The sequence below is a fragment of the uncultured Shimia sp. genome, assembly GCF_947498095.1.
GTDB lineage: Bacteria > Pseudomonadota > Alphaproteobacteria > Rhodobacterales > Rhodobacteraceae > Shimia.
In genome coordinates this window covers 411068-437309 of sequence record NZ_CANMJE010000002.1, presented here as the reverse complement: position 1 = coordinate 437309, position 26242 = coordinate 411068, and the positions used below count along the sequence as shown (strand labels likewise).

General features: G+C 56.5%; 28 protein-coding genes. 11 read left to right on the top strand and 17 right to left on the bottom strand.

The window, feature by feature from the left end; all coding sequences use genetic code 11:
• Window positions 1-5 precede the first annotated feature (5 nt).
• The 4 genes from Q0932_RS05365 to Q0932_RS05350 all read right to left on the bottom strand — a co-directional run bounded on the left by Q0932_RS05365 (window position 6) and on the right by Q0932_RS05350 (window position 5005).
• Window positions 6-992, bottom strand: coding sequence for a glycoside hydrolase family 3 N-terminal domain-containing protein (locus Q0932_RS05365; RefSeq protein WP_299350335.1), 987 nt, complete (start codon window positions 990-992; stop codon window positions 6-8).
• Window positions 989-1990: an SPOR domain-containing protein gene (locus Q0932_RS05360; protein ID WP_299350333.1), complete on the bottom strand. Its 1002-nt coding sequence runs from the start codon at window positions 1988-1990 to the stop codon at window positions 989-991. The genes Q0932_RS05365 and Q0932_RS05360 overlap by 4 nt, the downstream gene beginning before the upstream one ends.
• Before the next feature lie 81 nt (window positions 1991-2071).
• Complete coding sequence (argS, locus tag Q0932_RS05355) at window positions 2072-3817, bottom strand: arginine--tRNA ligase (protein ID WP_299350332.1); 1746 nt, start codon at window positions 3815-3817, stop codon at window positions 2072-2074.
• 51 nt (window positions 3818-3868) lie between these two features.
• Window positions 3869-5005: a deoxyguanosinetriphosphate triphosphohydrolase gene (locus Q0932_RS05350; RefSeq protein WP_299350330.1), complete on the bottom strand. Its 1137-nt coding sequence runs from the start codon at window positions 5003-5005 to the stop codon at window positions 3869-3871.
• A gap of 102 nt (window positions 5006-5107) precedes the next feature.
• Here Q0932_RS05350 and Q0932_RS05345 point away from each other — a divergent pair, with 102 nt between their 5' ends.
• A complete protein-coding gene (locus Q0932_RS05345; RefSeq protein ID WP_299350329.1) occupies window positions 5108-5431 on the top strand; it encodes an iron-sulfur cluster assembly accessory protein in 324 nt (107 codons plus the stop codon).
• A gap of 9 nt (window positions 5432-5440) precedes the next feature.
• On the opposite strand, the gene Q0932_RS05340 is transcribed toward Q0932_RS05345, so the two are convergent.
• From Q0932_RS05340 to Q0932_RS05330, 3 genes are read right to left on the bottom strand one after another with little or no spacing between them, the layout of a single operon-like run.
• Entirely contained in the window at window positions 5441-6364 is a 924-nt protein-coding gene (locus tag Q0932_RS05340; RefSeq protein WP_299350327.1) for a DMT family transporter, read from the bottom strand.
• A gap of 38 nt (window positions 6365-6402) precedes the next feature.
• Complete coding sequence (locus Q0932_RS05335) at window positions 6403-7437, bottom strand: hypothetical protein (protein ID WP_299350326.1); 1035 nt, start codon at window positions 7435-7437, stop codon at window positions 6403-6405.
• Between the two features lie 60 nt (window positions 7438-7497).
• The gene (locus Q0932_RS05330) at window positions 7498-7935 is read right to left on the bottom strand and encodes a DUF6749 domain-containing protein (protein ID WP_299350324.1); all 438 of its coding nucleotides are present in this window, start codon (window positions 7933-7935) and stop codon (window positions 7498-7500) included.
• A 386-nt stretch (window positions 7936-8321) separates the two neighbouring features.
• Here Q0932_RS05330 and xth point away from each other — a divergent pair, with 386 nt between their 5' ends.
• Window positions 8322-9101 carry an exodeoxyribonuclease III gene (gene xth / locus Q0932_RS05325; RefSeq protein ID WP_299350322.1) on the top strand — a complete coding sequence of 260 codons (780 nt, stop codon included), beginning with the start codon at window positions 8322-8324 and terminating at the stop codon, window positions 9099-9101.
• Window positions 9102-9111: 10 nt separating this feature from the next.
• Here the strand turns inward: xth and Q0932_RS05320 are convergent, their stop codons facing one another.
• The 3 genes from Q0932_RS05320 to dksA form a co-directional block, all read right to left on the bottom strand.
• Complete coding sequence (locus tag Q0932_RS05320; protein ID WP_299350321.1) at window positions 9112-9822, bottom strand: hypothetical protein; 711 nt, start codon at window positions 9820-9822, stop codon at window positions 9112-9114.
• A 105-nt stretch (window positions 9823-9927) separates the two neighbouring features.
• Complete coding sequence (locus Q0932_RS05315) at window positions 9928-11103, bottom strand: FAD-dependent monooxygenase (protein WP_299350319.1); 1176 nt, start codon at window positions 11101-11103, stop codon at window positions 9928-9930.
• A gap of 74 nt (window positions 11104-11177) precedes the next feature.
• Window positions 11178-11600, bottom strand: coding sequence for an RNA polymerase-binding protein DksA (gene dksA, locus Q0932_RS05310; RefSeq protein ID WP_299350641.1), 423 nt, complete (start codon window positions 11598-11600; stop codon window positions 11178-11180).
• Between the two features lie 300 nt (window positions 11601-11900).
• Here dksA and Q0932_RS05305 point away from each other — a divergent pair, with 300 nt between their 5' ends.
• Window positions 11901-12740: a MoxR family ATPase gene (locus Q0932_RS05305; protein ID WP_299350317.1), complete on the top strand. Its 840-nt coding sequence runs from the start codon at window positions 11901-11903 to the stop codon at window positions 12738-12740.
• A 77-nt stretch (window positions 12741-12817) separates the two neighbouring features.
• Here Q0932_RS05305 and Q0932_RS05300 read toward each other — a convergent pair whose 3' ends face one another.
• Window positions 12818-13663 carry an alpha/beta fold hydrolase gene (locus Q0932_RS05300; RefSeq protein WP_299350315.1) on the bottom strand — a complete coding sequence of 282 codons (846 nt, stop codon included), beginning with the start codon at window positions 13661-13663 and terminating at the stop codon, window positions 12818-12820.
• 102 nt (window positions 13664-13765) lie between these two features.
• Here Q0932_RS05300 and Q0932_RS05295 point away from each other — a divergent pair, with 102 nt between their 5' ends.
• The 7 genes from Q0932_RS05295 (at window position 13766) to Q0932_RS05265 (ending at window position 19485) form a co-directional block, all read left to right on the top strand.
• Complete coding sequence (locus Q0932_RS05295; RefSeq protein ID WP_299350313.1) at window positions 13766-14779, top strand: helix-turn-helix domain-containing protein; 1014 nt, start codon at window positions 13766-13768, stop codon at window positions 14777-14779.
• Between the two features lie 135 nt (window positions 14780-14914).
• Window positions 14915-15370, top strand: coding sequence for a GNAT family N-acetyltransferase (locus Q0932_RS05290; RefSeq protein WP_299350312.1), 456 nt, complete (start codon window positions 14915-14917; stop codon window positions 15368-15370).
• Complete coding sequence (locus Q0932_RS05285) at window positions 15370-16734, top strand: DUF2927 domain-containing protein (protein WP_299350310.1); 1365 nt, start codon at window positions 15370-15372, stop codon at window positions 16732-16734. The genes Q0932_RS05290 and Q0932_RS05285 overlap by 1 nt, the downstream gene beginning before the upstream one ends.
• 5 nt (window positions 16735-16739) lie before the next feature.
• Window positions 16740-16907 carry a hypothetical protein gene (locus Q0932_RS05280; RefSeq protein WP_299350308.1) on the top strand — a complete coding sequence of 56 codons (168 nt, stop codon included), beginning with the start codon at window positions 16740-16742 and terminating at the stop codon, window positions 16905-16907.
• 3 nt (window positions 16908-16910) lie between these two features.
• On the top strand, window positions 16911-18095 hold the full coding sequence (locus tag Q0932_RS05275; RefSeq protein ID WP_299350306.1) for a VWA domain-containing protein: 1185 nt from the start codon (window positions 16911-16913) through the stop codon (window positions 18093-18095).
• Window positions 18096-18165: 70 nt separating this feature from the next.
• Window positions 18166-18762 carry a VTT domain-containing protein gene (locus Q0932_RS05270; RefSeq protein ID WP_299350305.1) on the top strand — a complete coding sequence of 199 codons (597 nt, stop codon included), beginning with the start codon at window positions 18166-18168 and terminating at the stop codon, window positions 18760-18762.
• A 36-nt stretch (window positions 18763-18798) separates the two neighbouring features.
• Window positions 18799-19485 (top strand): M48 family metallopeptidase, encoded by a 687-nt coding sequence (locus Q0932_RS05265; protein WP_299350304.1) that lies wholly within the window; start codon window positions 18799-18801, stop codon window positions 19483-19485.
• A 19-nt stretch (window positions 19486-19504) separates the two neighbouring features.
• Here Q0932_RS05265 and Q0932_RS05260 read toward each other — a convergent pair whose 3' ends face one another.
• From Q0932_RS05260 to Q0932_RS05240, 5 genes are all read right to left on the bottom strand, one after another.
• Window positions 19505-20047, bottom strand: a complete 543-nt coding sequence (locus Q0932_RS05260; RefSeq protein ID WP_299350303.1) for an RSP_2648 family PIN domain-containing protein — start codon at window positions 20045-20047, stop codon at window positions 19505-19507.
• A complete protein-coding gene (locus Q0932_RS05255; RefSeq protein WP_299350301.1) occupies window positions 20044-21240 on the bottom strand; it encodes an RSP_2647 family RNA methyltransferase in 1197 nt (398 codons plus the stop codon). Before Q0932_RS05255 ends, Q0932_RS05260 begins: the two co-directional genes overlap by 4 nt.
• 47 nt (window positions 21241-21287) lie before the next feature.
• Window positions 21288-21947, bottom strand: coding sequence for a DUF6778 family protein (locus Q0932_RS05250; RefSeq protein ID WP_299350299.1), 660 nt, complete (start codon window positions 21945-21947; stop codon window positions 21288-21290).
• Between the two features lie 138 nt (window positions 21948-22085).
• The gene (locus Q0932_RS05245; protein WP_299350298.1) at window positions 22086-22355 is read right to left on the bottom strand and encodes a hypothetical protein; all 270 of its coding nucleotides are present in this window, start codon (window positions 22353-22355) and stop codon (window positions 22086-22088) included.
• Between the two features lie 4 nt (window positions 22356-22359).
• Window positions 22360-25143, bottom strand: a complete 2784-nt coding sequence (locus Q0932_RS05240; RefSeq protein WP_299350640.1) for a glutamine-synthetase adenylyltransferase — start codon at window positions 25141-25143, stop codon at window positions 22360-22362.
• Between the two features lie 96 nt (window positions 25144-25239).
• Here Q0932_RS05240 and Q0932_RS05235 point away from each other — a divergent pair, with 96 nt between their 5' ends.
• The gene (locus tag Q0932_RS05235; protein ID WP_299350296.1) at window positions 25240-25815 is read left to right on the top strand and encodes an NAD(P)H-dependent oxidoreductase; all 576 of its coding nucleotides are present in this window, start codon (window positions 25240-25242) and stop codon (window positions 25813-25815) included.
• Here the strand turns inward: Q0932_RS05235 and Q0932_RS05230 are convergent.
• Window positions 25812-26177, bottom strand: a complete 366-nt coding sequence (locus tag Q0932_RS05230) for a nuclear transport factor 2 family protein (protein ID WP_299350295.1) — start codon at window positions 26175-26177, stop codon at window positions 25812-25814. The genes Q0932_RS05235 and Q0932_RS05230 overlap by 4 nt on opposite strands.
• Between the last annotated feature and the right edge of the window lie 65 nt (window positions 26178-26242).

The following is a 26242-nucleotide window of genomic DNA, read 5'->3' as shown; positions in this document are numbered from 1 at the left end:
GCCTGTCAGATCAGGGTTTCAAGTTCGGCAGTGAGCGCCGGAATGTCAAGCGCGGGGCGCTCAGGGGCGGTGTCCAAAACCCTTTGAGCGCGAGCCTGAGAGGCGTGCCCCATATCCCCTATTGCGCTGGCCACAGCGATCCGTTCCGCAAGAGTTCCGTTGCAATGCAACACGGCATCACAGCCTGCCGCAATGGCGGCCGCGGCGCGTTCGGGCACGGTACCGGACAGGGCCTCCATTGAGATGTCGTCGGTCATGATCAGGCCGTCAAAGCCAATCTCGTCACGGATCAAGGACATCATAACCGGCGAAATCGTCGCCGGACGCGGGTCGATGTCTTCAAAGATCAGATGAGCGGTCATCCCCATGCTGAGATCATTCAGTGCACGAAAAGGTGCAAAATCCTGTTCAAGTGCTGCACGCGGGGCCGTGACACGCGGCACATCAAGGTGGCTGTCCACTTCGGCGCGCCCATGCCCCGGAATGTGTTTGACGACAGGCATCACACCACCATCCAAATGACCATCCGCCACCGCGCGACCCAAACGCGCAACCATGTCAGGGTCACTGGCATAGCAGCGGTCTTTCAGAAATGGGTGCGTCACATCGCAGGCCACATCGACAAGGGGCGCGCAATTGGCATCTACACCGCCTTGCCGCAGCTCATCGGCCGTAATCACACTGCGCAGATACATAGCGCGCTCGGCATTCGGATGCGCCTTTTGCACAAACTCAAGCGGTGGCAGCCACTGGGTGGCCAACGGTGGGCGCATGCGTTGAACACGCCCGCCTTCCTGATCGATCAAGACCGGAGCATGATGTCCGACGCAGTCGCGCAGTTCGTCCGTGAGGGATCGCATCTGTTCGAGACCGTCGATATTGCGCGCAAACAGAATGAACCCAAACGGATTAGCATCGCGAAAAAACGCACGTTCTTCGGGGGTCAAACGCAGCCCATCACAGCCGAAAATGGCCGCGTTAAAGCGGCTCAACGGACCGTGACCGGAATGCAATCGGCGCGCTCAGCCTTGAGCGCAGAGCACAGGCGCCGCGCATCGCTGAGGTCGGCAAACCCCATTGCGCGCAAACGGTAGAACACACGCCCTCCACTTGTAGCCTGTTGGATTACACGTGTCTTGTTGCCCAGATAATCATCGAACCGGACCGTCAACTTATCCCATTCACTGGCCGCGATGTCTTCGCTTGCGAAGGCGCCAAGCTGAACCAGATGCGTCCCTGCCGGGATCGCATCTGCATCGATCGCTTTGGGCGCAGCAGTCGTGTCTGCTGGCGCCGCAGAAGCCAATCGTGTGTCAGTGTTTCCGAGCCCTTCCGGGCGCAGAACCGGACGCAAGGAATGGCTGACGCCGTTGGTAAAGACCACCGGTTCGGCTTCCGGCTCTGTGGCTGCCGGCTCGGGCGTCGTAGTCGTTTCCGGCGTTGCCAGAGAGGTTTTGACCGGCTCAACTTCATCATTGGGATCACTGGCCAAAGGTGATGTCTCGGCGGCAATCTGGTTGGCCAACTCAGAAATCGCATCGATTTTGTCCGCAGACAGGGGCGGAGGAGCCACGATATCGCTGGTGTCTTGTGGCGCGGGCGCCTCGCGTGTTGTCGCGGGCTCAACCTGCGGCACACTTGCGGCGACCAGTCTTTCGTCTTCGGCGGTCAGATCAATCGGCTCTGGCGCCAGAACCAGACGGTCCGCAGGAGCAGCCGCAGCGCCATCCGCCGCAACCGCATTCACAGCCAACCCCTGATGCTCTGCCTGGCGTCCACCGGGATCATCTGGTTGAACACGCATCGGTCCTTCGACCGCTCGCACGACAGGAACGCCGCTCACGTCACGTACCAAGAGCTTGTAGCCCCACACACCTGCACCGGCGACCAGCGCCAGCGACGCCACGGCGCCGAACAGATTGATTAGGGGACCAAGTGTCCGGGGTTCTTCAGGAGTCATCCCCTGCCCCGACATCGGAATCTCTGCCATTATCGCCTCACTGCCACGACGATACAGTGTCGTCGGGGTTGTCTTGCCTATGCCTCTAACCCCGCGCGATGTGCAGCTTGATCACCGCATCTCCTGCGCAGGAGTTACGCCGAGAATACCAAGACCAGCAGAAATAACAACGGCTACGGCGCGCGCTAGGGCGATTTTCGCCTGTGATGTGGCCGGATCGCCCTCTTGGATAAAGCGCAGCGATGTCTCTTCGTTGCCCTTGTTCCAAAGTCCATGCAGTTCGCTGGCCAATTCGTAGAGGTAAAAGGCGACGCGGTGTGGCTCATTGGTACGCCCGGCAATCTCAACCAGACGCGGCCATTCGGCGAGTTTTTTGGCCACCGTGATCTCGGCCTCATGGTCGAGTTTTGCAAGGTCAGCGGCGGCGAGCGTCGCATCATCCGCAGCAATGCCAGCCTCGGCCGCCTTACGCAGCACCGAGCAAACCCGCGCATGGGCGTATTGGACGTAAAACACCGGGTTGTCTTTGGACTGCTCCAGTACTTTGTCAAAATCAAAGTCCAGCGGCGCGTCGTTCTTGCGTGTCAGCATGTGGAACCGGGTGACATCCGCACCAACCTGATCGACAACATCCCGCAGCGTGATGAAAGTACCGGCGCGTTTGGACATCTTGAACGGTTCGCCGTTCTTGTAGAGCTTCACCAGTTGCGTGAGCTTGATGTCCAGTGGCACACGGCCATCAGACAATGCCGACACGGCCGCCTTCATACGCTTGACATAGCCACCATGATCGGCACCAAACACATCAATAAGGGCATCGAAGCCTCTGGAAACCTTATCATAATGGTAAGCAATGTCTGGCGCGAAATAGGTCCATGCGCCATCGGATTTCTTAACCGGGCGGTCCACGTCGTCACCGTGTTCGGTCGACTTGAACAAGGTCTGCTGGCGTGGCTCCCAATCTTCGGGTTTCTTGCCCTTGGGTGGTTCAAGCACGCCTTCGTAAATCAGGCCCTTGCTCTCAAGCGTCTCTAGCGCAGCCTCAATCCGGCCCGTGCCATAGAGTGATTTCTCGGAATAGAACAGGTCCATCTCGACGCCCAGTGCCTTCAGGTCGGCACGGATCAGATCCATCATTGCTTCGGTCGCATAGTCGCGAACCTCGACCAGCCACACACCTTCGGGTTGGTTGACATAGGCGTCACCCACCTTGTCCTTCAGCGCCTCGCCAACCGGCACCAGATAGTCGCCGGGATAGGTCCCGTCCTCGAACGCGACCTCTTGGCCGTGCGCTTCGAGGTACCGCAGATACACAGAGCGCGCCAAAACATCGACCTGCGCGCCACCATCGTTGATGTAATACTCACGGGTGACGTTGAAACCGACGAAATCCAGCAATGAAGCCAGTGCATCGCCAAACACGGCCCCACGGGTGTGCCCCACATGCAGAGGCCCGGTCGGGTTGGCCGAGACATACTCAACATTTACCTTTAGGCCCTGCCCCATGTCCGAACGACCAAAATCTGCGCCGGACTCGATCGCCGATTTGACAAGACCCTGCCACAATGTCGGCGCCAGATGTAAGTTCAAGAACCCCGGGCCGGCCACTTCGGCACTGGTCACACGCACATCTTCGGCCAGCTTACCGGCAAGAGCTTCGGCGATGTCGCGCGGCTTCATTTTCGCGGGCTTGGCCAGCACCATGGCCGCGTTGGTTGCCATGTCGCCATGCGCCGCATCGCGGGGTGGCTCAACGGCCACGTTCTTGAAATCCAGATCGCCCGGCAACGAGCCTTCGGACTGCATGGTTTCCAAAGCGCTGATAACCAGCGCGCGTATGTCGGTGAAGAGGTTCATATGACCCATCCTGAATGGTTTGGCCGGGTTTTACACCCGTGGGCGGTCAGGTCAACCGAAGAGCCGCTCATGCTCCTGCAAAGCATAGCGATCGGTCATCCCGGCAAGGTAATCTGACACGATCCGTGCCACATGGGTTTTGTCTGGCGCCGCTGCGATGTCCGGTTGCCATTGGTTCGGCAAAAGATCGGTCTGATTCAAAAACAACGGGAACAGATCCTCAACTACGGTTGTGACTTCGGCGCGTTTTTCCATGACGGCTGGAGCCCGGTACATGCGGGTGAACAGAAAATCGCGGATTTGCCGCAGATCGCGCCACAGTGAGGGTGAAAACTGGATCACAGGCGCGCCATAGGCACGGATATCTTCCACAGACTTAGCATCGCTTTGAGTGAGCAGCGCTTGCGACGTGTCGATCACATCAGCCACCATTACGCCAAAGACGCGGCGCAAGGCCTCGTGGCGGCGACGCACCGGATCAAGGTCGGGGTAGCGGCTGTCAACGTCAGCATAGGCCTGCCCGATGATCGGCAAGTCGGTGATATCTGCTTCGGAAAACAGCCCCGCTCGCAAGCCGTCATGCAGGTCGTGGTTGTTATAAGCAATGTCATCGGCAAGTGCTGCAACCTGGGCTTCGGCGCTGGCATAAGTGTCCAGTTCAAGATCGTGCAGCGCGTTGTAATCGGATAGCGCATAGGGCAGATCTCCGACAACGGGACCATTATGTTTTGCAATGCCTTCAAGGGTTTCCCAGGTGAGGTTCAACCCATCAAACCCGGCATAGTGCCGCTCAAGCGAGGTGACAATGCGGATGGCTTGTGCGTTGTGATCAAAGCCACCATAGGGCTGCATCAGCGCGTCCAAAGCGTCTTCGCCGGTGTGACCAAACGGCGTGTGGCCCAGATCATGGGCCAGCGCGATGGCCTCAGTCAGTTCCGGGTTCAAGCCCAGAGCTCCTGAAATGGTGCGTGCCACTTGCGCGACCTCAATCGAATGGGTCAACCGTGTGCGATAGTAATCACCTTCATGCTCCACAAAAACCTGTGTCTTGTGTTTCAGCCTCCGAAAGGCCGACGCGTGAATAATTCGATCGCGATCCCGCTGAAAGCAAGAGCGAAAGGTGCTTTCCTCTTCCGCGACACGCCGTCCCCTGGCTGTCATCGGATCCGAGGCATATGGCGCTCGCATGGTTGTTGGTCCTTGTCGCCTGTCCCTTTGATTTCTATATTGCAGCTTGGCTGTCATGGAAACCGGCCAAATTCGCGCGAACCGCCTGTCAGGAGTGACAAAATGAACCTTCCGCCAAAAGTCACGGACCGTGCCTTTGAACGTCTTGCAGAGATTGGCGCCGCCGATCAGGGTCAGGCCCTGCGTGTCGCGGTCGAAGGCGGCGGCTGTTCCGGCTTTCAATACGAGATCAAGCTGGACGAACCTGCCGCGGACGACATGGTACTGGAAGGTAATGGTGAGCGGGTTGTGGTTGATGAGGTGTCGTTGCCATTTCTGGCCAATGCGGTGATCGATTTTAGCGAAGAATTGATCGGCGCGAGGTTTGTGATTGAAAACCCTAACGCCACAAGTTCTTGCGGATGCGGCACAAGTTTTTCGATTTAATTCAATTTCTTATCTGGAAAACCTTATGCGACGTATCCAAGAGAAACGTGGCAAGGACACCTGTGTATCCGGCTGCATTTGATCCCAGACCAGAAACACACCTGACCCAATGACGATGGCCACACCAAGGTAGATATTGGTGGCGGGCACCTCGCCAAAGAACACCGCGCCTAGCACAACCATCCAGACAAACTGCAAGTTCATCAGCGGCGTGACCGTGTAGGCTTTTAACAGACGCAACGACACCACCAAAAGCCGGCGGGCGGCAAACAAGAACACTGCATAAGCGGCGACCCAGACCAAATCGCTCAGAGGCATCGGCACAAAAACAAACGGCAGTACAAGAGCCATTGAGATCGACAGCGCAAGATTGGTGAACAGCACCTGTGACAGGGCGTTGTCTTCGTGACGGCCAATATAGCGCGCCAGAACCATTGAAAGTGTGCCGCACAGGCACGCGATCAGCGCGATGCCATGGCCAAAAGACACCGAAGACAGCCCAGCGGGGAACAGGCACAGCACACCGACAAAACCCGCCGCCAGCGCAGCCCAGGCCATGGGGCGGACGTGTTCAGACAATATTGGTGCCGAAAACAACCCGGCAAAAATTGGCATCAAGCCAATGAAAACAAAGACTTCCGCAAAGGGAAGATAGCGAAATGCGTAGAAAAAGGCGGCCGATCCAACAATCGTCAGGGCAGCCTTTAGAGCCATCGCGCGCGGGCAGGAGGTTCTGAGGGGTTGGCGTGTGCCCCCTGCCCGCGACGATACCCAGGCAAGGCCGACCACGATGGCACCACTCAGGGCAAAGAGTTGAGGTGCCGCATAGCCCTTGGCTATGAACTTTGTGATGGCGTCTGCCGAGGAAATCATCAGCGTGTAGAGCACCGCCAAACCGGTGCCCACGAGCGCTGTATTGTTAAAGCGTGTCATGCGTGCCCCGCCATTGAGCGACCGGAGCGAGCAAAGCCTTAGAAAAAATCACCAAATTTGTCACAGGAGGTCTCAGCCCAGCCAACAACCGCCTGCGCATCCTCTGAGAGATGGTCCAATACGACCCGGCGCATCACCTCCCAATCACCGGAACGATCAGGCAGTTTATACATGCATTCCGACAATTCACGCAGCGGACCTGCAACCCCGTCAGGGCGGAAGAACGCCATACGTTCGGATTTGACCGGCTTGGCAAAACTCTTGTGACCACAGACCGACATCATCCAGTTGCAAACCAGAAATTCATGGTAGCCGTCCATCGGCGTTGTCTGGCCACCGGTCTCAATCGCAAAGCGATGCGTGTGACGTACCAACCAGTTTTCCCAGACGACTGGCACGTCAAACCCGCCATACCGTAGTGCGATGCAAACCTCGGCCAAAAGATCCGCGTTTTGTTCTAAAAAGGCCAAAAGCCCGGTAAATTCCAGCGAGGTACGTATGTCACCGTCAAGCTGCGGGTCTTTGCGACCATATTCCGAGAGATAGAAAACCGCATGTGTCAGTTCATAGGCGGCCTTTTTGTTGGGCATGGAAAAGGTTGCAGACCGGGCAATGAAACGACGCATCCGTTCTTCGAGACTGCTGTCATTTGCCAGTGGGTCACATCCACGACGTGCCATAAGGCGGCGCGCCTCCATGCGCTGAAGATCAGAAAGTTCAGCGTGCGCAAACCCTTGTTCTGAGACCCATTTCGTGAGTTCTTCGCCTTTGGATCCATCCATTCCTAGGTCTTCGAGATCCAAACAGATCGACAAGAGAAACCGATAATACTGCGGAAAGAACCGCAGGCGGTCTTCGCCCTTGTCATAAAAGCCGCGATAGGCATCCAGCGCAACTTCGTTTGCCGACGCCCCAGAACATTCCAGAATGTTCAGAAGTTCGGCGTTTTCTTTAAGCCAGAACACATCGTCACCAAACCGACGGTAGCTGGCAAAACTGGCCATCAATGCCGCGTGATGGTCAGGCTGAGATTGCCGCTGGGACGGGACGTTGAGTTGAACAATGTTGGTCATGTCAGTCACCGTGGTATAGAGGGGGCGTCTCTCGGCGCCCCGTTCCCGTTGCAATCGGTCTTAAAGGCCCGAGGTGAAAAGCGCATTGCCTTCACCCGCTTCGGCTTCGGCCTTTTCTGTTGGCACTAAACCAGACGTAAAAATCTGCACCAGTCCGCTGGTGAACATTTCAGTGCCTTCGCCGGTTTCCACCGCATCGCCGGTTGCCGCGAGGCCCGAAGTGTACATTTCCACCAGTCCCGACGTGAACAGATCGGTGCCATCGCCGGCCTCTGTTGCGCTGCCGGTGGCGGCCAGGCCCGAGGTGTACATTTGTACAAGGCCGGATGTGAACATCTCGGCGCCATCACCGGCCATTGCGTCCTGTGCCATCTCTGGCGATAGACCAGACGTGAACATTTCCGTGTTCATACCGTCATGAATGCTTGTGCCAGAACGCTGCACCGCACGGTTTGCAAAGGTTTCGTTAACCATTTCAACAGATTTTTTTGCGAGCATAAGAAAGACCCTCCGAGTTAGGTTTCGTTTTGAAGTTTTGAGCCTCTTCAGGCTTGCACGTTAAACGGGTTTGCAAAATAATTTTTCTCGCATTTGGTGTTAGATCAATTTCAATCTCAGAACCACAAATCCCCCAACCATCTGTTTTTAAATTAAATTATTTGCATGTTGCTGGCTGCATTTTTTCGCCTTTTTTGCGCCTCATTTTCGCCACATTTCGAAAACTCAACCATAAAGTGTATCCGAATCTATCTGGGGGGATGCCGAATCCGAGCCCGGAATCGCACTGCCGACTCGAGAGATTCTCTACTCCTCTCGTCGCGGTGGCTTGTCTCTCCTCACGGAGTGAGGATAAATCTTAACAAAATCTGAGCAGGGAGAGCGCCGTGAAAATCGCCACATTTAACATCAATGGCATCAAGGCGCGGATCAACGCCCTACCCGACTGGCTGGATGAAGCGCAGCCTGACGTAGCTTTGCTCCAAGAGATTAAGTCTGTGGACGAAGCTTTTCCGCGAGAAATCTTTGAAGAACGTGGCTATCAGGTCGAAACCCACGGCCAAAAATCCTTTAACGGCGTCGCCATCCTGTCAAAACTCCCTCTGGAGGACATCACACGCGGCCTGCCCGGCGATGACAGCGACGAACAGGCCCGCTGGATCGAGGCTACCGTTATGGGGGATGTCCCTGTGCGGGTCTGTGGTCTCTACCTGCCGAATGGCAACCCCTGCCCCGGCCCCAAGTACGACTATAAACTTGCCTGGATGGAACGGCTTCACGCGCGCGCGCAGGAACTGCTGGCGATGGAAGAACCCTTCCTGATGGCCGGCGACTACAACATCATCCCCCAAGACGAAGACGCCCGGCGCCCCGAGGCGTGGCAGGAAGACGCCCTTGCCCGACCCGAAAGCCGCGCCGCCTTTCGGCGTCTGATGAATCTTGGCTTCACCGAGGCATTCCGCGCTCGTGTGCACGGCGCCGGTCACTATAGTTTCTGGGATTATCAGGCCGGGGCGTGGAACCGTGACGATGGCATTCGTATCGACCACTTTCTGCTCAGCCCGCAATGTGCCGATCTGCTGCGTGATTGCCAGATCGACAAAGAAATCCGAGGACGTGAAAAGCCCTCAGACCATGTCCCGGTCTGGGTTGAGTTGGCGGCCTAATGCGTCGGGATCAGTTCAAGTCATTGTCGAGCCAGTACTTGGTCCCTGTTGCCGTCGCAGCCACGCGCCAACCATTTTTGGATAGGTAATAGAACGAGCGACCTTCGACAAAGCGGGCTTGTTCCATGTCGTTGTCATTGCCCGTCATGCTGCTGGCTTCGGCCGTGGCGTCATAACCGTTGCGCACGAAATCATCAAAATGCCCGGCGGTTTCGAACAAGATCACGATCTGCCGCTCAAAGCCCCCAATGCCAAACGCCACCCCGAGGCCCCCTGTTCCCATGCTCATATATGAGCGCGCACCGCTTTCTTTCACGACCGCAACGCCACGACCATACCCGGCCGCCGCCCCTAGAATAGCAACTTGGCGCGCATCAAACACGGCATACCCATAGCTCTGATCATAAAGGATTTGCGCCTGCGGGTTCTCGGCCAGGAGTGCTGCCAGGGTTCTGGTTGCCCCGCTGTCAATACGCGCGCGGGTTTCAGCTGGTGTCGCCTCATCCGAAAGCATCTCAGAGGTCGAAGACACCGTGTTATCGATGGCTGTGCCGACATCATTTGCCGTGTTACCAACCGCTGTTCCCACATCATTCGCTGTATTGCCAACCGCCGTACCGGCGTCAGATGCGCCTTTCTTGACCTTGTTCCAAAGGCTTTCGGATGAGGCCATACCGGGTAAAAAGCAAATAAGGGACACACTCAGCAAGAAACGGGTCATTGGGCACTCCTCTGTCAAAGACTTGCGCAAAACCTAGCACGGATCACGAGAAGGCAAAGTGCTAAACGTTTGAGGTCGATTTGGGCAGAGGCGTTTGAACCGACTTTAGTTGTCTTTTGTCACGTCGTGACGATAGATCCAATCAAACTGCTGCAATAGCCGTTTTGGAGCCAGCTTGGACACCGCTCGCAGCCCCAGATGGGCACCCATACGAATAGGTGGGAAACTGAGGTGGTATTTCCAAGCATTTCCGCTGGCGGTCTCGATCACCTTGGTGGCTCGTTCAACGCGACGGGATTGATACGATTCAAGACCCACAGTCATATCATCGGCCTTGGCCAAAGCATCTGCCAGCACCCAGGCATCTTCCATCGCCATAACGGCCCCTTGGGCCATGAACGGCAGCGTGGGGTGCGCAGCATCCCCTAGGATGGCAACATTTTCGCCGATCCACTTCGGAGCAACAGGATGGCGGAACAGCCCCCAAAGCCCGACCTTGTCCACGCGCGCCAGCATTTTTGCAGCCTCACCGCTAAAATCTGCAAAAGCTTCACGCAAATTCGCAGGATCATCTTCGTGCATCCACCCTTCGTCTGCCCACTGCATGCGCTCCTGCACCATCACCAGATTGATGAGTTCACCACCACGCAAAGGGTAACTGACCATGTGCCGTTTTGGCGCCATATGCACACGCGCAACTGCCGGATGGTTCAGGTCATTGGGAATGGTCGCCCGCCAAGCCACCTGACGTGTAAAGAACGGGGCAATCGTGCCGTTCAGTGCCTTGCGCACGTAAGAGTGCAATCCATCCGCACCGATCGCCAGATCAGCTTTCATCACAGCGCCATTGGTCATCTGGATTTCGGGCACGACGCCGGGCCTCACAGTCTCTACATGCTGCAACAGCCGCAGACGGACGCCCGCGGCGCGCGCTGCCTCGGCCAACAGGTCAACCAGATCAGCGCGGTGTATGAAAAAATAGGGTTGGTCCTCGGGCAGCAGCCCGAGATCCAATCGCGCCACCAGGTTTGAGGCACGATAGTCGCGTAATTCGACTGCCTGCCCCCGAACCGCAATCGCGCGAAACGCGTCACCTAGCCCCAGCGCCTGCATCACGGCAAAGCCGTTGGGGCTGACCTGAATGCCAGCACCGACTTCGGTAATCGCCGGAGCTTGTTCCAAAATGGTCACCTTGGCGCCGCGCGCCTGAAGCGCTAAAGCCGCCGTCAGGCCGCCAATACCGCCGCCAACAATGGTGATTTTCTTGCCCGAAATACTCATAGCTGCCTTTTGAAACGAAAAACGCCGGGGATAAAGACCCCGGCGCAATGTATCTTTGTGATGATCCGCCAGGATCAATCGTCGCGATGGACCTTTTCACGACGCTCGTGACGTTCCTGAGCCTCAAGGCTCATGGTCGCAATCGGACGTGCGTCCAAACGCTTGAGTGAGATCGGCTCACCGGTGACGTCGCAATAGCCATACTCGCCTTCGTCAATGCGGCGCAGAGCCGAATCAATTTTGGCAACCAGCTTGCGCTGACGGTCACGGGTACGCAGTTCCAATGCACGATCAGTTTCTTCGCTGGCGCGATCTGACACGTCAGGAATGTTGCGTGTGCTTTCCTGAAGCCCCTCGATCGTGTCGCGGCTGCCATCCAGCAATTCTTCGCGCCAATCAACCAGTTTGCGGCGGAAATACTCGAGCTGACGCTCGTTCATGAATGGTTCATCTTCTGCGGGACGGTAGTCGTCGGGCAGGAAGTTCTCAGCTTTCATGTCTGCTCCCTCGATGTGGCTAACGTCCGTCGCTAAATTTCCTTCAGACATCAGACCCCCCTTCTCTATGGCCACGGCATTACTCCTGTTTCAGAAGATTGTCACTACCCTTAAAGTCGCAATGCGGTGAATTTTTGTCCTCATTAAAGCGTTTTGGGAAAACGCAAATTTTTTGGTCACTGTCAACCTCTGGTGGCCACTGTTGCTTAGTTCGCAGCGTCAAAACTTCTGGGACTTCACGTCAATTCAGAAACGCACTAGGGTGCGCCAAAGTTTGAACGCACGCGCAGGAAACATCCTATGAAATTCGAAGGCACGAAAAGCTACGTCGCGACGGACGATCTGAATGTTGCAGTCAACGCAGCCGTAGCGCTGGAACGACCGCTTCTGGTCAAAGGCGAGCCCGGTACAGGCAAGACGGAATTGGCCCGTCAGGTCTCAGAAGCGTTGGGGTTGCGCATGATCGAATGGAACATCAAGTCCACCACCAAAGCGCAACAAGGCCTGTATGAATACGACGCCGTCAGCCGTCTACGGGATTCCCAACTGGGCGAAGAGCGCGTCCATGACGTGAAGAACTACATCAAAAAAGGCAAGCTTTGGGAGGCCTTTGAAGCAGACGAAAAAGTCGTCCTGCTGATTGATGAGATCGACAAAGCCGATATTGAGTTTCCTAACGATCTTTTGCAGGAACTCGACAAGATGGAGTTCCATGTCTACGAGACCGGTGAGACGATCAAGGCAAAACATCGCCCGATCATGATCATCACATCGAACAATGAAAAAGAACTGCCTGACGCCTTTTTGCGCCGTTGTTTCTTTCACTACATCCGCTTTCCCGATCACGACACGATGCGCGCCATTGTCGAAGTGCATCACCCGGGCATTAAAGAGCAGTTGCTGACAACGGCCCTGACTCAGTTCTTTGAGATTCGCGAACAACCAGGGCTGAAAAAGAAACCTTCCACTTCAGAAGTATTGGACTGGCTCAAGCTGCTGCTGGCCGAAGACCTGGATGCCGAAGATCTTGCCCGCGATGGCGCCAATGCGTTGCCCAAATTGCACGGCGCCCTGTTGAAGAACGAACAAGACGTGCACCTCTTTGAACGCCTGGCTTTTATGGCGCGCTCAGGACGCTAACGCTGCAAACATGACCTTTAGAAAAGGCCCGCCGTTCTGCCGGCGGGCCTTTTTGGTTTCGTCGCTGCGCGTCAGGATCAATTTCCGAGGAACGCCCTAATATCGGCCGTGTATTCGTCCGGTGCTTGGAACATCGAGAAATGGCTCACGTTTTCCTGCAACACGAGAGTTGCACCGGGAATTGTTGACGCAATCATCTCTGCGTGCGCCATCAAAATGGCTTCGTCATACTGGCTTTGCACAACAACGGTTTTCACAGGAACCGAACCCAGTGCGTCCACGCCACCCGGCTTTTCAGTGCCCCACATGGCTGCCACACCGCCCAGAAAATCCTCAAACCCTTCGGGCGTAGGGGACAATTTGGCGTAATCCGCAGCCATAGCTCCGACGTAGGCGCCAAAGGTCTCGTTGGTTTCAACGGACGGATCGATGCCATCTAAGGTCACGTTGCCTGCATGTGCAAAGTGGGTGGCCAGTCTTTCTGGATTTGTCTGGCTGATCGAATAGCCAATATTGGCTCCATCAGACCATCCCACCAGATGCACCTTTTCAACGCCAAGATGATCCATCAGCGCGAGGTAATCCGAGGCCAAAAGCCCGTAGGAGTAGTCGCTGCCATCGTTGGTTGATCGCCCGTGTCCACGCGTATCTGCGACGATGACTTTGTAGTCTGCCATCAGATCGGCCACTTGGGCGCTCCAGATATCGGCATGAGCCAATCCACCGTGAATCATCAGGATGGGCGTGCCCTCTGCCTCGCCGTAGACGGCATAGTACATCTCAATACCGTTAACCGCTGCCGTTCCGCTGTTTGAGGTTTCGGGCATGGCCGCGGGTTGTGGAATAGAGGTCCACCGGCCCTCGGCGAGCGCCAGTGTTGCTGTAACCGCAACGATGGCGGCTGTGACCAGAGTTCGGATCATGACTTGCTCCCTGAATGTTTGTCTCATTTAATGATTGAAACACGCTAACAAGAGATTGGACCTTGGCGTTAAACCGTCAGCGCAATGCGTCTGGACATGAAGATGAAGAATTCGAAAGCGATTTCAACAAGTTGGTTCCCACGTTACGCATTTAGCGCAGCGTCTCCCAATCTATTGGATTCGATTTATTCGGATTTTGATCAGCAGTCCGAGCGGCTTTCCGGCCATGACCAATCTTACACACAGCTCACAGCAGGCGCCTTTCAGGGGCGATTTCTGAGCGGTCAGCTGGGACCGGATGTTGCGATTCACATCGAGTATTGCAACCAATCTCTTGAGCAAGAAGTCGTCAGCCCGCCTGACTGTTTCACCTTTGGCGTTCAGCTCAATTCGGGCCAACCGTTCCGTATCAACGGTCACGTGACGGATGCGACCGACATGTTTGTCATGTCTCCGGGGGCCTTAATGCATGTGGTCAGCCCGCAAGATGGCAGTGCTCTGGCGATCAGCGTGCAAAAAGACATGCTTTTGGCCCATTGCGCCTTTACCCCGGCCTTGACTGATTGGCTTATCGGGCTCAACGGGGATTTGGGTTTTCTGCCACAAAGCCCGTTGGCGCAACGCATGCGCGATGACTGTGTGCAGGCGCTAGAGAACGCGACGCAGATCACCCAAGCTGCGGGCTTGAGCACCTTAGGGCATGCGTTGGTGGCCAGTCTTGCAGCGCAGCTTGCGCTCTATTGGCCAAGCAGCGCGAGTGCTTCACATCAGGACGCCGTGCCGTCATTTGTTCGCTTCCGCCAGCATAGCCTTAACCTCTCTTCAACGCCCTTGTCTTTACCGGCCGACCCCTCTCTGGTCGCCGGAGCATCCGCCTCGCGACGTAGCCTGGAACAGGCATTCTCGACCCATGTGGCCATGGGACCGCTGACCTATCTTCGTGTTCAAAGGTTGCACGCAGTTCGCCGTGCGCTTGCGGCGCCGGAAAATGCCACTAGCACAATTGGCGATATCGCGGCGCAGTTTGGGTTTTGGGATTGGAGTCGGTTTTCGTCTCAGTTTCGCCGGCACTTTGGGATTTTGCCCTCGCAAGCCCGAACAGAATTTGGCGTCTAACTTACTGTCGTTCTTGTCTTGTTTCGGGTGCTGGATCATAGTGCCCCGACCTAACACCACAAAGTCGCCTTAACAGTTTCATACCAGTGTCCGGTTTTTTCGGCTATTTGTAAGCGGCGGATGAGGAGAGTCCCTGTGTCGACAGAAAAAAGCGCGAACATTAGACCCTTGGTTGCCGGGGATGAATCGCAGTGGCGCGCACTCTGGACCGGATACCTTGAGTACTATGAAACCTCGGTTCCTGAAGAGGTCTACCAAACCACTTTTGCGCGACTTCTTGGGGACGATCCTCAGGACTTTTCATGTTTTGTTGCAGAGCAGGATGGTCATCTGATCGGATTGACCCATTATCTGTTCCACAGACATGCGTGGAAGGTTGAGAATATCTGTTATCTCCAAGACCTCTATGCCGCACCAGAAGCCCGCGGCACCGGCGTTGGCCGGAAGCTGATCCAAGCAGTTTATGACGCCGCAGATGCAGCAGGCGCATGCAATGTCTATTGGTTAACTCAGGATTTCAACAAAACGGCCCGGACACTTTATGACCGGATCGGCAAACTCACCCCATTCATTCGGTATCAACGCTCATAATGCGCAAGACCTTTATTCTCCCTCTTGTTTTGGCCTTAAGTGCCTGCATGTCTTCGCCCCCAAGCGAGACTCCAAGCCGTGCAGACGTTGACGGTGGCACTCTTCCGCCAATGAAGATTTTTGCAGCTCCGACCGTGACGGCACCAAACCGGTCGAACCGCGACATTGCCCGTGACTTTCTGGATCTGTCTTTCATGATGGAAAGTGGTCGGGAACTGCCGATCCTTACGCGCTTTCAGGGGCCGATCACTGTTCGCGTTACCGGCAAGGCACCGGCCAGCCTGCAACCTGACCTGACCCGCCTGCTCTACCGGCTGCGCACCGAGGCCGGAATTGATATCACGCAGACAAAATCCGGCAACGCCAACATCACAATCGAAGCGGTGAGCAAATCAGAAATTCGCCGCAATCTTGCGCATGCCGCCTGCTTTGTTGCGCCCAATATCTCAAGTCTGTCGCAATACCGCTCGGCCAAGCGAACAGCCAAGACCAATTGGGGTTTGTTGGAAAACCGCCAGAAGCTGGCAATTTTCCTGCCCAATGACACCAGCCCGCAAGAAGTTCGCGATTGCCTGCACGAGGAACTGGCCCAAGCACTTGGGCCGCTCAACGACCTTTATCGCCTGTCGGACAGTGTCTTTAACGACGACAACGTGCATGCGGTTCTGACTGGGTTCGACATGACGATCCTTCGGGCTTATTACGACCCGGCCCTGCAAAACGGCATGACCCGAGGCCAGGTCGAAGCCCGCTTGCCCGCCATTCTGGCGCGTATCAACCCGCGTGGCGAAGGTCGCTCACCACGCTTTGCCAAATCGACCAACCGTGAATGGATTGATGCCGTGCAACGTGCGCTTGGCCCTGGCACTGGCCCAACAGAGCGACGAAATTCTGCCAATCGAGCCTTGAATGTGGCTCAGGCCGAAGGGTGGAACGATCATCGCCTTGGCTTTTCCTACTTCGCCCTGGGTCGACTCATGCAGGCGTACAGCGCCGAACGCGCGCTCAACTATTTCCTCTACGCCGATCGCGTATATGCGCAGACGCCCAACACCGCCCCACACCGCGCCTTTGTCGCCACACAACTGGCGGCATACGCCATCTCTGCCGGAAATGGCCAAGAGGCGCTTCAGTTGATTGATCCGCATCTCAGCGTGGCCGCGGCCCACGAGAACGCAATTCTGCTGTCAACCTTGATGCTGCTCAGAGCCGAGGCGCTCGATCTTTTGGGGCGTACAAGCGAAGCCAAAGCCGTCCGGCTGGACAGTCTGGGCTGGGCGCGATACGGCTTTGGTCCGGACTGGGCCGTGCGCGCAAAACTGCGTGAAATCGCATCGCTCAGCCCTGTCAAAAGGAGATACTGAGCCCCATGATCGTTCTCGGCAGCGCCATTCTAGGCGCTATCCTCGGCGCCCTGCAGGCGAAAAAACGCAAAGGCAAACCGCTTGATCTGCTGCAATATGCGGCCATTTATGCAATGATTTTCGCGGTTGTCGGCCTCTTTATCACGATCATCTTGCATCGTATGGCGGTCTGACGCATGTTTCTGCCGCTCTTTGAAAACCTGAGAGACGGAGGCGTGCCTGTTTCGTTGCGCGAATACCTGAGCTTTCTCGAAGGGGTCAAGGCCGGGTTGACCACCTATGACGTGGACTCGTTTTATTATCTGGCGCGTTCGGTCATGGTCAAAGACGAGCGTAATCTTGATAAGTTTGACCGCGCATTTGCTGCGACCTTTTCGGGGTTAGAAAACATCAGCATGCAGGATGTTTTGAACGCTGTTGATGTTCCCGAGGAATGGCTGCGCAAGATGGCCGAAAAGCACCTCTCGCCGGAGGAGATGGCCGAGATTGAATCGCTTGGTGGCTTTGAAAAGCTGATGGAGACGTTGCAAGAGCGTCTCAAGGAACAAGAAGGTCGCCATCAGGGAGGCAACAAATGGATCGGCACGGCCGGGACATCGCCCTTTGGCGCCTATGGCTACAATCCCGAGGGCGTCCGGATCGGCCAGAAAGAAAGCCGCCACCAGCGCGCGGCCAAAGTCTGGGACAAGCGAGAGTTTAAAAACCTTGATGACTCGATCGAGCTGGGCACACGCAACATCAAGGTTGCCCTGAAACGCCTGCGGCGTTGGGCCCGTGACGGCGCGCATGAAGAGTTGGACCTGGACGGCACCATCCGTGCCACGGCAGAGCATGGCTACCTTGACGTGCAAACCCGCCCTGAACGGCGTAATGCGGTGAAAGTTCTGTTGTTTTTGGATATTGGCGGATCAATGGATCCGCACATCCGCGTTGTAGAAGAGCTGTTCTCCGCGGCCAGTTCCGAGTTCAAACACATGGAGCATTTCTATTTCCACAACTGCCTGTACGAGGGTGTGTGGAAGGACAATCGTCGCCGCTGGGATCAACAGACCCCGACTCACGAAGTGCTGCGAACTTACGGCCCAGACTATAAGTGTATCTTTGTTGGCGACGCCTCGATGAGCCCCTATGAGATCGCCTATCCCGGTGGCGCCAACGAACATTGGAACGCCGAAGCCGGGCAGGTCTGGCTGGAACGCGCCCGCGAGCAATGGACGTCAAATCTTTGGATCAACCCGATCCCGGAAAAACACTGGCAATACACTCAGTCGGTAAAAATGATCCAGAACATCTTTGAGAACCGCATGGTGCCCATGACGTTGCAGGGGATCGAGCAAGGCATGAAGGAACTGACACGCTAGGGTCGGTCTTGACGCAAGGCCTGCGATCCGGTCATGCATCCCATAGCCGTATTCAAACACAGGCAAACCTATGGCCGACTGGCTGACAGACGCATTGCTGACATATGGCCCACTTTTGGTGGGGCTTTGCACATTTGCTTGCTGCCTGATTGTTCCCATCCCCGCCTCTTGGCTCATGCTGGCAGGTGGCGCACTCGCGTCTGGCGGCGCGATGTCCCTGCCCTTGCTCATGATCGTGGCCTTTGCCGGCGCAGTTTTGGGCGATCAAACGGGCTATTTCACGGGCGTGGCCATTCACGACCGCGTTCAGGCCTTTGCACAGCGGCATCGACGCAGCGCTCAGCTTTACAGGCGCGCCCAAGACTTGACGGACACCCGCGGTGGGCCGGGTGTGTTTTTCAGCCGCTGGTTACTCTCGCCGCTTGGTCCTTATGTGAATCTGATTTCAGGGGCCGCCGATATGACATGGGCGCGGTTCACGCTTTGGGCGTCACTGGGCAAACTGGTCTGGGTCGGGCTTTATTGCGGGCTCGGGTTTCTGTTTGCCCACAACCTTCCAAAGGTCGCGCGTCTCTTGGGCGGCGTGACATGGGCTTTGACGGGGTTGGCCATTGTTATAGTTGCGGCCGCGATCTACTGGCAAAGGCGTCAGAAAACCAAAGGGTGACTTGCCCCCGCGCGCGCGCTGCCCCATATCAGAGACATGTTGCGTTTTGCCCCCATTCTGCTTGCGATTATCTACGGATTGATCATGTTTCGCTTTTCAGCTTGGCGCACCTCGCGCGAGTTGGATGCAAAATCTACCGAGCTGGTTGATCCCACGTTGGTGCCGTTGATCAAAGATATGGCCAAAGCGCTTGATCTGCCCCGTATCAAGGTAAACATCTACGAAATCGAGCCCGTGAATGGTCTTGCCGCCCCGGATGGCCGAATCTTCATAACCCGCGGGTTTTACAACAAATTCCGCACTGGTGAAGTCACAGCGTCAGAAATGGCCAGCGTTATTGCGCACGAGTTGGGTCACGTTGCCTTGGGCCACTCCCGTCGCCGTATGATCGATTTTTCCGGGCAGAATGCCTTGCGCACGGCCCTGGCGATGGTCTTGGGGCGTTTCTTGCCCGGGATCGGCGTATGGATTGCAAACAGTGCCATTTCGCTGCTGGCGGCGCGTCTGTCACGCAGTGATGAGTTTGAGGCCGACGAATATGCCTCGGCATTGCTGACAAAGGCCGGAATTGGCACAGGCCCGCAAAAATCGCTGTTTGAAAAGCTAGAGCACCTAACCGGAGCGCATGGTGCCAAGACGCCTGCGTGGATGTTGAGCCACCCCAAAACGCCAGAGCGGATCAAGGCCATCGAGGCTTTGGAAACCAAATGGGGTATCTCGTAGGTCGGACAGCCTGTTCGGCCTACCCGAGCGCTTTAGCCAATCGCGGTAAACGCGCCTTTTTCAACAGCTTTCGCATGTCCCAGGTCTCGCCCGAGAGCCGATCAGCTTCAGCGCGGACCTTTTCTGCAACCTGTTCAACAGCCACTGGTGAGATGTCCCAGATCCCCCGCAACAGCGTATCGGGGTCAATCCGTTCCAACCCTTCTTCGGCCAGCAATCCACGCGGAAAATCCTTGGCATTCACTGTGACAATGGCATCTGCGGAACTGGCGATCGCAGCTGCTAGCACATGTACATCTGCGGGGTCGGGCAAATACAAACGATCCTCAAGCGAGGGCTTCCACGTCACCTCAGCGTTTGGCCAAGTGGCCCGCACCAGCGCAATTTCACCGCGTGCCTGAGCTTCGCCCGTAGGTCCGATTTTCCGCGCCGCACGCGCCCATTCCTCAAGAATACGGGTAGACCAGATCGGCTGAAAAGCTCCGGTCTGAGCCACTCCCAATAGCATTTCACGCATCACCGTGGGATAGATCACACAGGTATCCAGCAGGAGCCGTTTCACAGTCGGAAAAACAGTGCTTTGAGATAGCCGCTTTCGGCCAATTGCGGCATCAATGGGTGATCAGGGCCCGCAAAGCCTGTGTGGATCAATTGAGCTTGGCGCCCTGCCCGACCAATGCCGCGCACGGAAGCGCCACGAAATTTGGCGAGATCTGCCGCATGCGAACAGGAGCACAGCACCAGATAGCCGCCTTCGCGCACCAGTGGCGCCGATAAACGGGCAACGCGCTCATAGGCGCGCAAACCTTTTTCCAACGCCGGTTTTGACGGCGCAAAGGCTGGGGGGTCGCAGATGACCACGTCAAACTGTTCTCCCTCTTCCGCCAAGGCGGCAAGGGTCTCAAAGGCGTCGCCTTTGCGGGTGCTAAAGCGATCCCCAAAACCGGATACCTCAGCGCCCTGCTCTGCCAAGGCCAATGCCGGCGAAGACCCATCCACAGACAGCGCCGATTGAGCCCCCCCAGCCAAGGCTGCCAAAGCAAACCCACCCACATGGGAAAACACATCCAGAACCTTTGCATCTTTGCAAAGGTCAGCGGCAAATCCGTGATTGGGTCGTTGATCATAGAAAAGCCCGGTTTTTTGCCCCCCGGTCAGATCGGCCATATAGGTCGCGCCGTTCATTGTGACGGGGACCGGCGCATCAGGCGCGGACCCGATCAGAGTGGCACTGTCATCATCAAGCCCCTCAAGGCCACGCGCCCGACCGGACCCGCTCTTGAGCACAGTTGTGACGCCCGTGACGTCAACCAACGCCTGCACCAGTGGCTCTAACAAAACTTCAGCCCAGGCCGCGTTTGGCTGCACGACGGCAACATCGCCAAATCTGTCGATGACCACACCGGGCAAGCCATCAGCTTCGGCGTGGATCAGGCGGTAAAACGGCGCATCATAGATCCGCGAACGCAATTCAAATGCGCGGGACAGTTTTGCGGCCAGCCAAGCCTGATCAATCGACGCCTCAAGGTTACGATCCAGAACACGTCCCATGATGCGCGAATTTGGGTTCACGGCCACCAGTGCCATGGGGCGGCGGTCAGCATCCTCCAGAATGGCGATGCTTCCGGGCGGAATGTTGCGGGTACGGCGGTCAACAACCAACTCGTTGTCATAAATCCAGGGAAAGCCGTGACGAATGGCACGGGCATTGGCCTTGGGTTTCAGGCGGATCACAGGAAAAGAGGACGGCGTCATGCCGTCCTCTTAAAGATGTCTCGTAGCACTGAAAAGAGCTATTCAGATCAGATCGGCTGTACCGGTGTCATAGGGACCACCGTTGCAGTCACCCGACCCTTGGGTTCAACCCACCCAGTCGCAAGCGTCATCTCGTCTTGGATCACACGTGCCAGGTGGTTGGTGATGCGGAATTTCTGGGTCAGACCACGCGATTCAGCTTGGATCGCTTTTTCGCCGCCATAGCCAACAAGGTCAGCCCGGATCGTACGTGGCCCACGAACGACATTGCCAGTGGCCGCGTCGCGAATGGTCATAACGAATTCCAGCTCGTGTGTCCCACCAATCGAGTAACGGGTTTTTTCCGTCAAGGCGTGGAACTCTTTAACTTCGATTTCGACGATTACGGGCATTGCGCCGTTAAGCTGTCCACCACCCAATTGGATCGCGTCCTCGAAGATGGCTCCAACTTGCTGATAGCGGTTGCCATAGGGGTCACCGCGCCAAACGATATCGACCTTGGGTTTATAGGAGTTCTTTTCCGAAACAGTCAGGGTCGTCGGCACGTTTACGTCGAAGCCAGCAAGTGCGAAAGACGGCGCCGGAGCAGGCAACTCAGACTGAGTTTGCTCAATCGGCGTGTTTCGTGTTGCGGTCTCAACCGAGGCACAGGCCGAAAGGCCAAGCCCAAAAATCATCATTGCTGCTGTCAGTCGAACACGTTTCATGTCCAGTCTCCTTTGGACCCCCAGGTCCATTTACACGCGATCAATCTGCGCGCGAAATAGGGCAAGAATGAGACAAATTGTGTTCGATTCAGTGGAATTTTCGATGCAAATTTCCCGAAAATCCCTTGTTTCTATAGGCTAATTTCGATCCCGAGACCGCCAGCCACCGCGCCGTTTTGGACGGCAGATTTGGACAAGACCTTGCTCAAGTATGCTAGTCATGGGGTGGTCAGGTTGCGCCTCGCCGTAGATGGCCAGCATCGCATTCAGGCCATCGCGCGTGTCCAATCCCGACGGGATCGACAGGGCCCAATCCAAAAAGATCGACCGGCACTGAGACTCGATAATACCTTCAATCTGATAGGACTCCCGAATTAGCCCCTTGGGATCCCAGTCAATTTCGGCCATCGGTCTATTCCTTTGTCAACGCCCGTCCCAGAGCCATGTCGATGTGTTGTCCAGCGCGGGCTGCGGCCTGACCCAAAGCCGTTTCCAACTCTGACATCGTGCCCATCCCGGTTTCTCGCAAAAGAAACGCTGCACCACCTTCACCGATCACCTCAGGGGACAAATCCTGTTCACTCAGCAGCTTAGCCGCCACCTGTACCTGCCAGAAAAGCGCATAGTCGTCTTTGAGTGCTGTACTTTCCGCGGCATCGAGCCACCCAATCGCGACACCTGAACGCAAGGCTTGCGGGACAGTTCGGCGCGGGCTGCCCGCCAACAGCGCCGCCGTTTGCGACAAAAGCTCGATATCCTGCATCCGTCCCTTGCCGATTTTGGCCTCCCAGATCCCGCTGGGTGCTTTGGCCGAAGCAATCTTGTCGCGCATATCGGCCACATCTGTGCGGATCTTGGCGTCATCGCGTGGCAAGGCCAAAACACTGCGACGAAAGGCTACGATTTCACTCATCAAAGCGCCATCACCAGCCACCGGGCGCGCGCGGGTCAATGCCAGATGCTCCCACGTCCATGCCTCGTTCTCCTGATAATTCTTAAACGACGCGACTGAGGTGGCCACCGGTCCTTGCGTTCCTGAAGGCCGCAGCCGCATGTCGATCTCGTAGAGCCGCCCCTGGGCCATCTGAGCGGACACAGCCGTGACCATCGCTTGCGTCAAACGGGCATAATACGCACGGCTTGCCAGCGGACGGCGGCCTTCGGAGAAGTCGACACCGTCCGCGTCGTAGATCACAATCAGGTCCAGATCGGAATCCGCGTTTAGACGGCGCGCACCAAGTGAACCCATGCCCAGGACGACCGCACCGCGCCCCGGCATCTCGCCGTGTTTTTCGGCAAACTTGGCGACGACAACGGGCCAAAGCGCCGCGAGGCACGCACTGGCGAGATCGGCATAGTGCACCCCGGCTTCATCCGCAGAAATCACCCCACGAAGGTGATGAACACCGACACGGAAGTGCCACTCTTTGGCCCACCGACGCGCCGCGTCCAATTTACCTTCGTAATCGTCTCCTGCACTGATCAGCACATCAGCTAACTCTTCGCGCAGCCCCTGTTCACTCGGCCAAGCCTTAAAGAACGACCCTCCGATCACGGCATCGAACACGCCAGAATTTCGGCTGAGGTGCCGCGCCAGTGCCGGGGCTGTCCCAACAATATCCACAAGTAAATCAATGAGTTGCTGGTTTGCCTCAAGCAACGCGAAAAGCTGTACGCCCGCAGGTAGACCTGCCAAAAACCCATCCAGTGCCAGCAGCGCCTGATTGGGATGGGCGGTCTCCGCGAGGCGGTTCAGAATCTCAGGCTTCAGGCGTGCAAAGCTTTCGACCGCGCGTTCCGAGCGCAGGGCAGGATAGGTTTGCCAGCGATCAATCACGTCGCTGTCAAACTCATGCGTTGTCACGGTGTCGCCGGCATCAGGGGCAAAAAAGCCTTCGGTGAGTTCATGCACCTCGGTCAGACGGTCATGGATGTCCCGCGTCATTTCATCCAGATCACGTCCGGACAGACAGGCCAGGCGCTGCATGTTCTCATCGGATTTTGGCAAGTCATGGGTTTGCGCATCATTGACCATCTGGATCCGATGCTCGACCACGCGATGCGCGCGATAGTGATGCGATAGAATTTCAGCCGTTTCAGACGGCACCCAGCCCTTCTCGGCCAATCGCCCCAAAGCTGGCACTGTACGATTGTCGCGCAGGTATGGATCACGTCCACCAGCAATCAACTGGCGTGTCTGGGTAAAGAATTCGATTTCCCGGATGCCGCCGCGCCCCAGCTTCATGTTGTGGCCCGGCAAAGTGATGTCTCCGCCCAAGCCTTTGTGCTCACGAATACGCAAACGCATGTCGTGGGCATCTTGAATGGCGGCAAAGTCCAGATGTTTGCGCCAGACAAAGGGCGTCAGGGTCTTGAGAAATTTTGCGCCCGCATCAAGATCACCTGCTGAGGGCCGCGCCTTGATATAGGCCGCGCGCTCCCATGTGCGACCAAGGCTTTCATAGTAGCGCTCGGCCGCTTCCATCGCGAGACAAACAGGTGTCACCGCCGGATCGGGACGCAAACGCAGGTCGGTACGAAAGACATACCCGTCGCCGGTCAGATCGCTGAGCATGGCCGACATCTTGCGGGTCGCACGCACAAAAGAAGAGCGCGCGTCGTGAAAGTCATCCGGGTCAAAGCGGGTTTCGTCAAAGAGGCAGATCAGATCGATGTCGGACGAGTAGTTCAGCTCGTGCGCGCCCATCTTGCCCATCGCCAAGGTGACCATGCCGCCCGCAGTGGCCACATCATCTTCGGTCTGGCCCGGCAGTTTCTTGCGCTTGATCTCGTTGGCAATGGCGGCCTTTAGCGCCAGATCGCTGGCCAGATCGGCATAGTCCGTCAGGGCACCTGTGACTTGCTCCAGCGCCCAAACGCCTGCAAGATCAGCTAAAGCGGTGAGCAGCGCCACTCGACGTTTACCGCGACGCAACTCGACCGCAAGGCGGTCCGGCGCCATCTCTCCAAGGTCAGAAAACAGTGTTTTCAGCGCGGTTTCGGGATCGTCAAACGCCTCGGGAAGCCAATCGTTTTCTTTTTCGATCAACAGCTTGAGATACGGGCTGCTTCCCGAAGTTCCGTGGATCAGCTCTTTCAATTCAGTTGGCAGATCTGGCACCAATTCCACCGTTTCGTCGCCACGGTCAGTGTCATAAGCAAATGGAAGGCGGATGATGCGGGACTGAAAATTCATGCCAGCAAATGGACATGTTGCAGCGGCTTCGTCAATGGGGCGAAGGGCCTCGGGCGACAGCTTGTCGCCGCCTCTGGCGCGCCGTAAGGTCCCGTTATGCGCTGTCTCATTGTTCTTGCACACCCCCTGCCCCAATGCCTGAATGCTCATCTGGCCCAAGCTGTCCACGATGCGCTGACCGACGCCGGTCACGATGTGCAGTTCCTCGATCTTTACCGCGAGGGCTTTGATCCAGTGCTGACACCAAACGAACGTAAAGCGTACTATCAGGACACATTTTTGGATCAGGCGGGATTGGCCGACATCGAGATGTTGGTAATGGTGTTTCCCACGTGGTGGTTCGGATTGCCTGCAATTCTCAAAGGATGGATCGACCGCAGTTTCCTGCCCGGCGTGGCCTATGACCACGCAAGCGACCTGTCTGCCCTGACACCACGATTAACCAATATGAAGCATGCTTTGGCGATCACGACACTGGGGGCACCGGGATGGGTTGACCGCCTCATTCTGCGACGCCCGGTCTACCGCGCTTTGAAATGGGGTCTGATCAAGGCCTGCGCGCCCAAGGCGCAATTTCGTATGCTGTCGCTCTATGCCTCTGAGACGGTCGAGACAAAGCGTGTCGCAAAGTTCGAAGCAAAAATACAGGCAGCCCTAACGCGGATGACTTAGGTCACAGGCGTGTCCTGCGAAAAGCGATTGATCCACTGACCATCAATGCTCTCCCAGAGGGATGAAATCAGCATGGCCTGCCACTTGGTTGCGTTCGGTGTGCGATAATCGGCGCGGTATGCCAAAAGCACGCGACCGGGTCCAAATTCCATCAGGCGCGTCTCGGACAGTTGGAACTCTGCCATACTGGGCCCGTCTGAAAGCTGTTCCATGTGCCCGGCACGATCCGAAAAACCGCTTGGATAGACACCGAGGAAATCCGCACTCAACAGTGCGCCATCCGCTTCGGAATCACCGGACACAAGCGCTTGCCAAACTCGTGTCTCCAACGCGACGCAATCTTCTAAAGTAATATTATCCATGCCGACACTCTGGGTGGCACGGGTCTGCGGGTCAACGATGTTTACAAACCCAGTGCCCTTGGGTT

Bases quoted from the DNA above. Each gene is read 5' to 3' on its own strand.
- Q0932_RS05250 (WP_299350299.1), bottom strand. From the start codon at position 21,947: ATGAAACGTGTTCGACTGACAGCAGCAATGATGATTTTTGGGCTTGGC.
- Q0932_RS05345 (WP_299350329.1), top strand. From the start codon at position 5,108: ATGAACCTTCCGCCAAAAGTCACGGACCGTGCCTTTGAACGTCTTGCA.
- Q0932_RS05235 (WP_299350296.1), top strand. From the start codon at position 25,240: ATGCGCTGTCTCATTGTTCTTGCACACCCCCTGCCCCAATGCCTGAAT.
- Q0932_RS05270 (WP_299350305.1), top strand. From the start codon at position 18,166: ATGGCCGACTGGCTGACAGACGCATTGCTGACATATGGCCCACTTTTG.
- Q0932_RS05360 (WP_299350333.1), bottom strand. From the start codon at position 1,990: ATGGCAGAGATTCCGATGTCGGGGCAGGGGATGACTCCTGAAGAACCC.
- Q0932_RS05295 (WP_299350313.1), top strand. From the start codon at position 13,766: ATGAAGAATTCGAAAGCGATTTCAACAAGTTGGTTCCCACGTTACGCA.
- Q0932_RS05305 (WP_299350317.1), top strand. From the start codon at position 11,901: ATGAAATTCGAAGGCACGAAAAGCTACGTCGCGACGGACGATCTGAAT.
- Q0932_RS05280 (WP_299350308.1), top strand. From the start codon at position 16,740: ATGATCGTTCTCGGCAGCGCCATTCTAGGCGCTATCCTCGGCGCCCTG.
- Q0932_RS05275 (WP_299350306.1), top strand. From the start codon at position 16,911: ATGTTTCTGCCGCTCTTTGAAAACCTGAGAGACGGAGGCGTGCCTGTT.
- Q0932_RS05245 (WP_299350298.1), bottom strand. From the start codon at position 22,355: ATGGCCGAAATTGACTGGGATCCCAAGGGGCTAATTCGGGAGTCCTAT.
- Q0932_RS05330 (WP_299350324.1), bottom strand. From the start codon at position 7,935: ATGCTCGCAAAAAAATCTGTTGAAATGGTTAACGAAACCTTTGCAAAC.
- Q0932_RS05240 (WP_299350640.1), bottom strand. From the start codon at position 25,143: ATGAATTTTCAGTCCCGCATCATCCGCCTTCCATTTGCTTATGACACT.
- Q0932_RS05230 (WP_299350295.1), bottom strand. From the start codon at position 26,177: ATGGATAATATTACTTTAGAAGATTGCGTCGCGTTGGAGACACGAGTT.
- dksA (WP_299350641.1), bottom strand. From the start codon at position 11,600: ATGAAAGCTGAGAACTTCCTGCCCGACGACTACCGTCCCGCAGAAGAT.
- Q0932_RS05285 (WP_299350310.1), top strand. From the start codon at position 15,370: ATGCGCAAGACCTTTATTCTCCCTCTTGTTTTGGCCTTAAGTGCCTGC.
- argS (WP_299350332.1), bottom strand. From the start codon at position 3,817: ATGAACCTCTTCACCGACATACGCGCGCTGGTTATCAGCGCTTTGGAA.
- Q0932_RS05350 (WP_299350330.1), bottom strand. From the start codon at position 5,005: ATGCGAGCGCCATATGCCTCGGATCCGATGACAGCCAGGGGACGGCGT.
- Q0932_RS05320 (WP_299350321.1), bottom strand. From the start codon at position 9,822: ATGACCCGTTTCTTGCTGAGTGTGTCCCTTATTTGCTTTTTACCCGGT.
- Q0932_RS05265 (WP_299350304.1), top strand. From the start codon at position 18,799: ATGTTGCGTTTTGCCCCCATTCTGCTTGCGATTATCTACGGATTGATC.
- Q0932_RS05300 (WP_299350315.1), bottom strand. From the start codon at position 13,663: ATGATCCGAACTCTGGTCACAGCCGCCATCGTTGCGGTTACAGCAACA.
- Q0932_RS05340 (WP_299350327.1), bottom strand. From the start codon at position 6,364: ATGACACGCTTTAACAATACAGCGCTCGTGGGCACCGGTTTGGCGGTG.
- Q0932_RS05255 (WP_299350301.1), bottom strand. From the start codon at position 21,240: ATGACGCCGTCCTCTTTTCCTGTGATCCGCCTGAAACCCAAGGCCAAT.
- Q0932_RS05335 (WP_299350326.1), bottom strand. From the start codon at position 7,437: ATGACCAACATTGTTCAACTCAACGTCCCGTCCCAGCGGCAATCTCAG.
- Q0932_RS05315 (WP_299350319.1), bottom strand. From the start codon at position 11,103: ATGAGTATTTCGGGCAAGAAAATCACCATTGTTGGCGGCGGTATTGGC.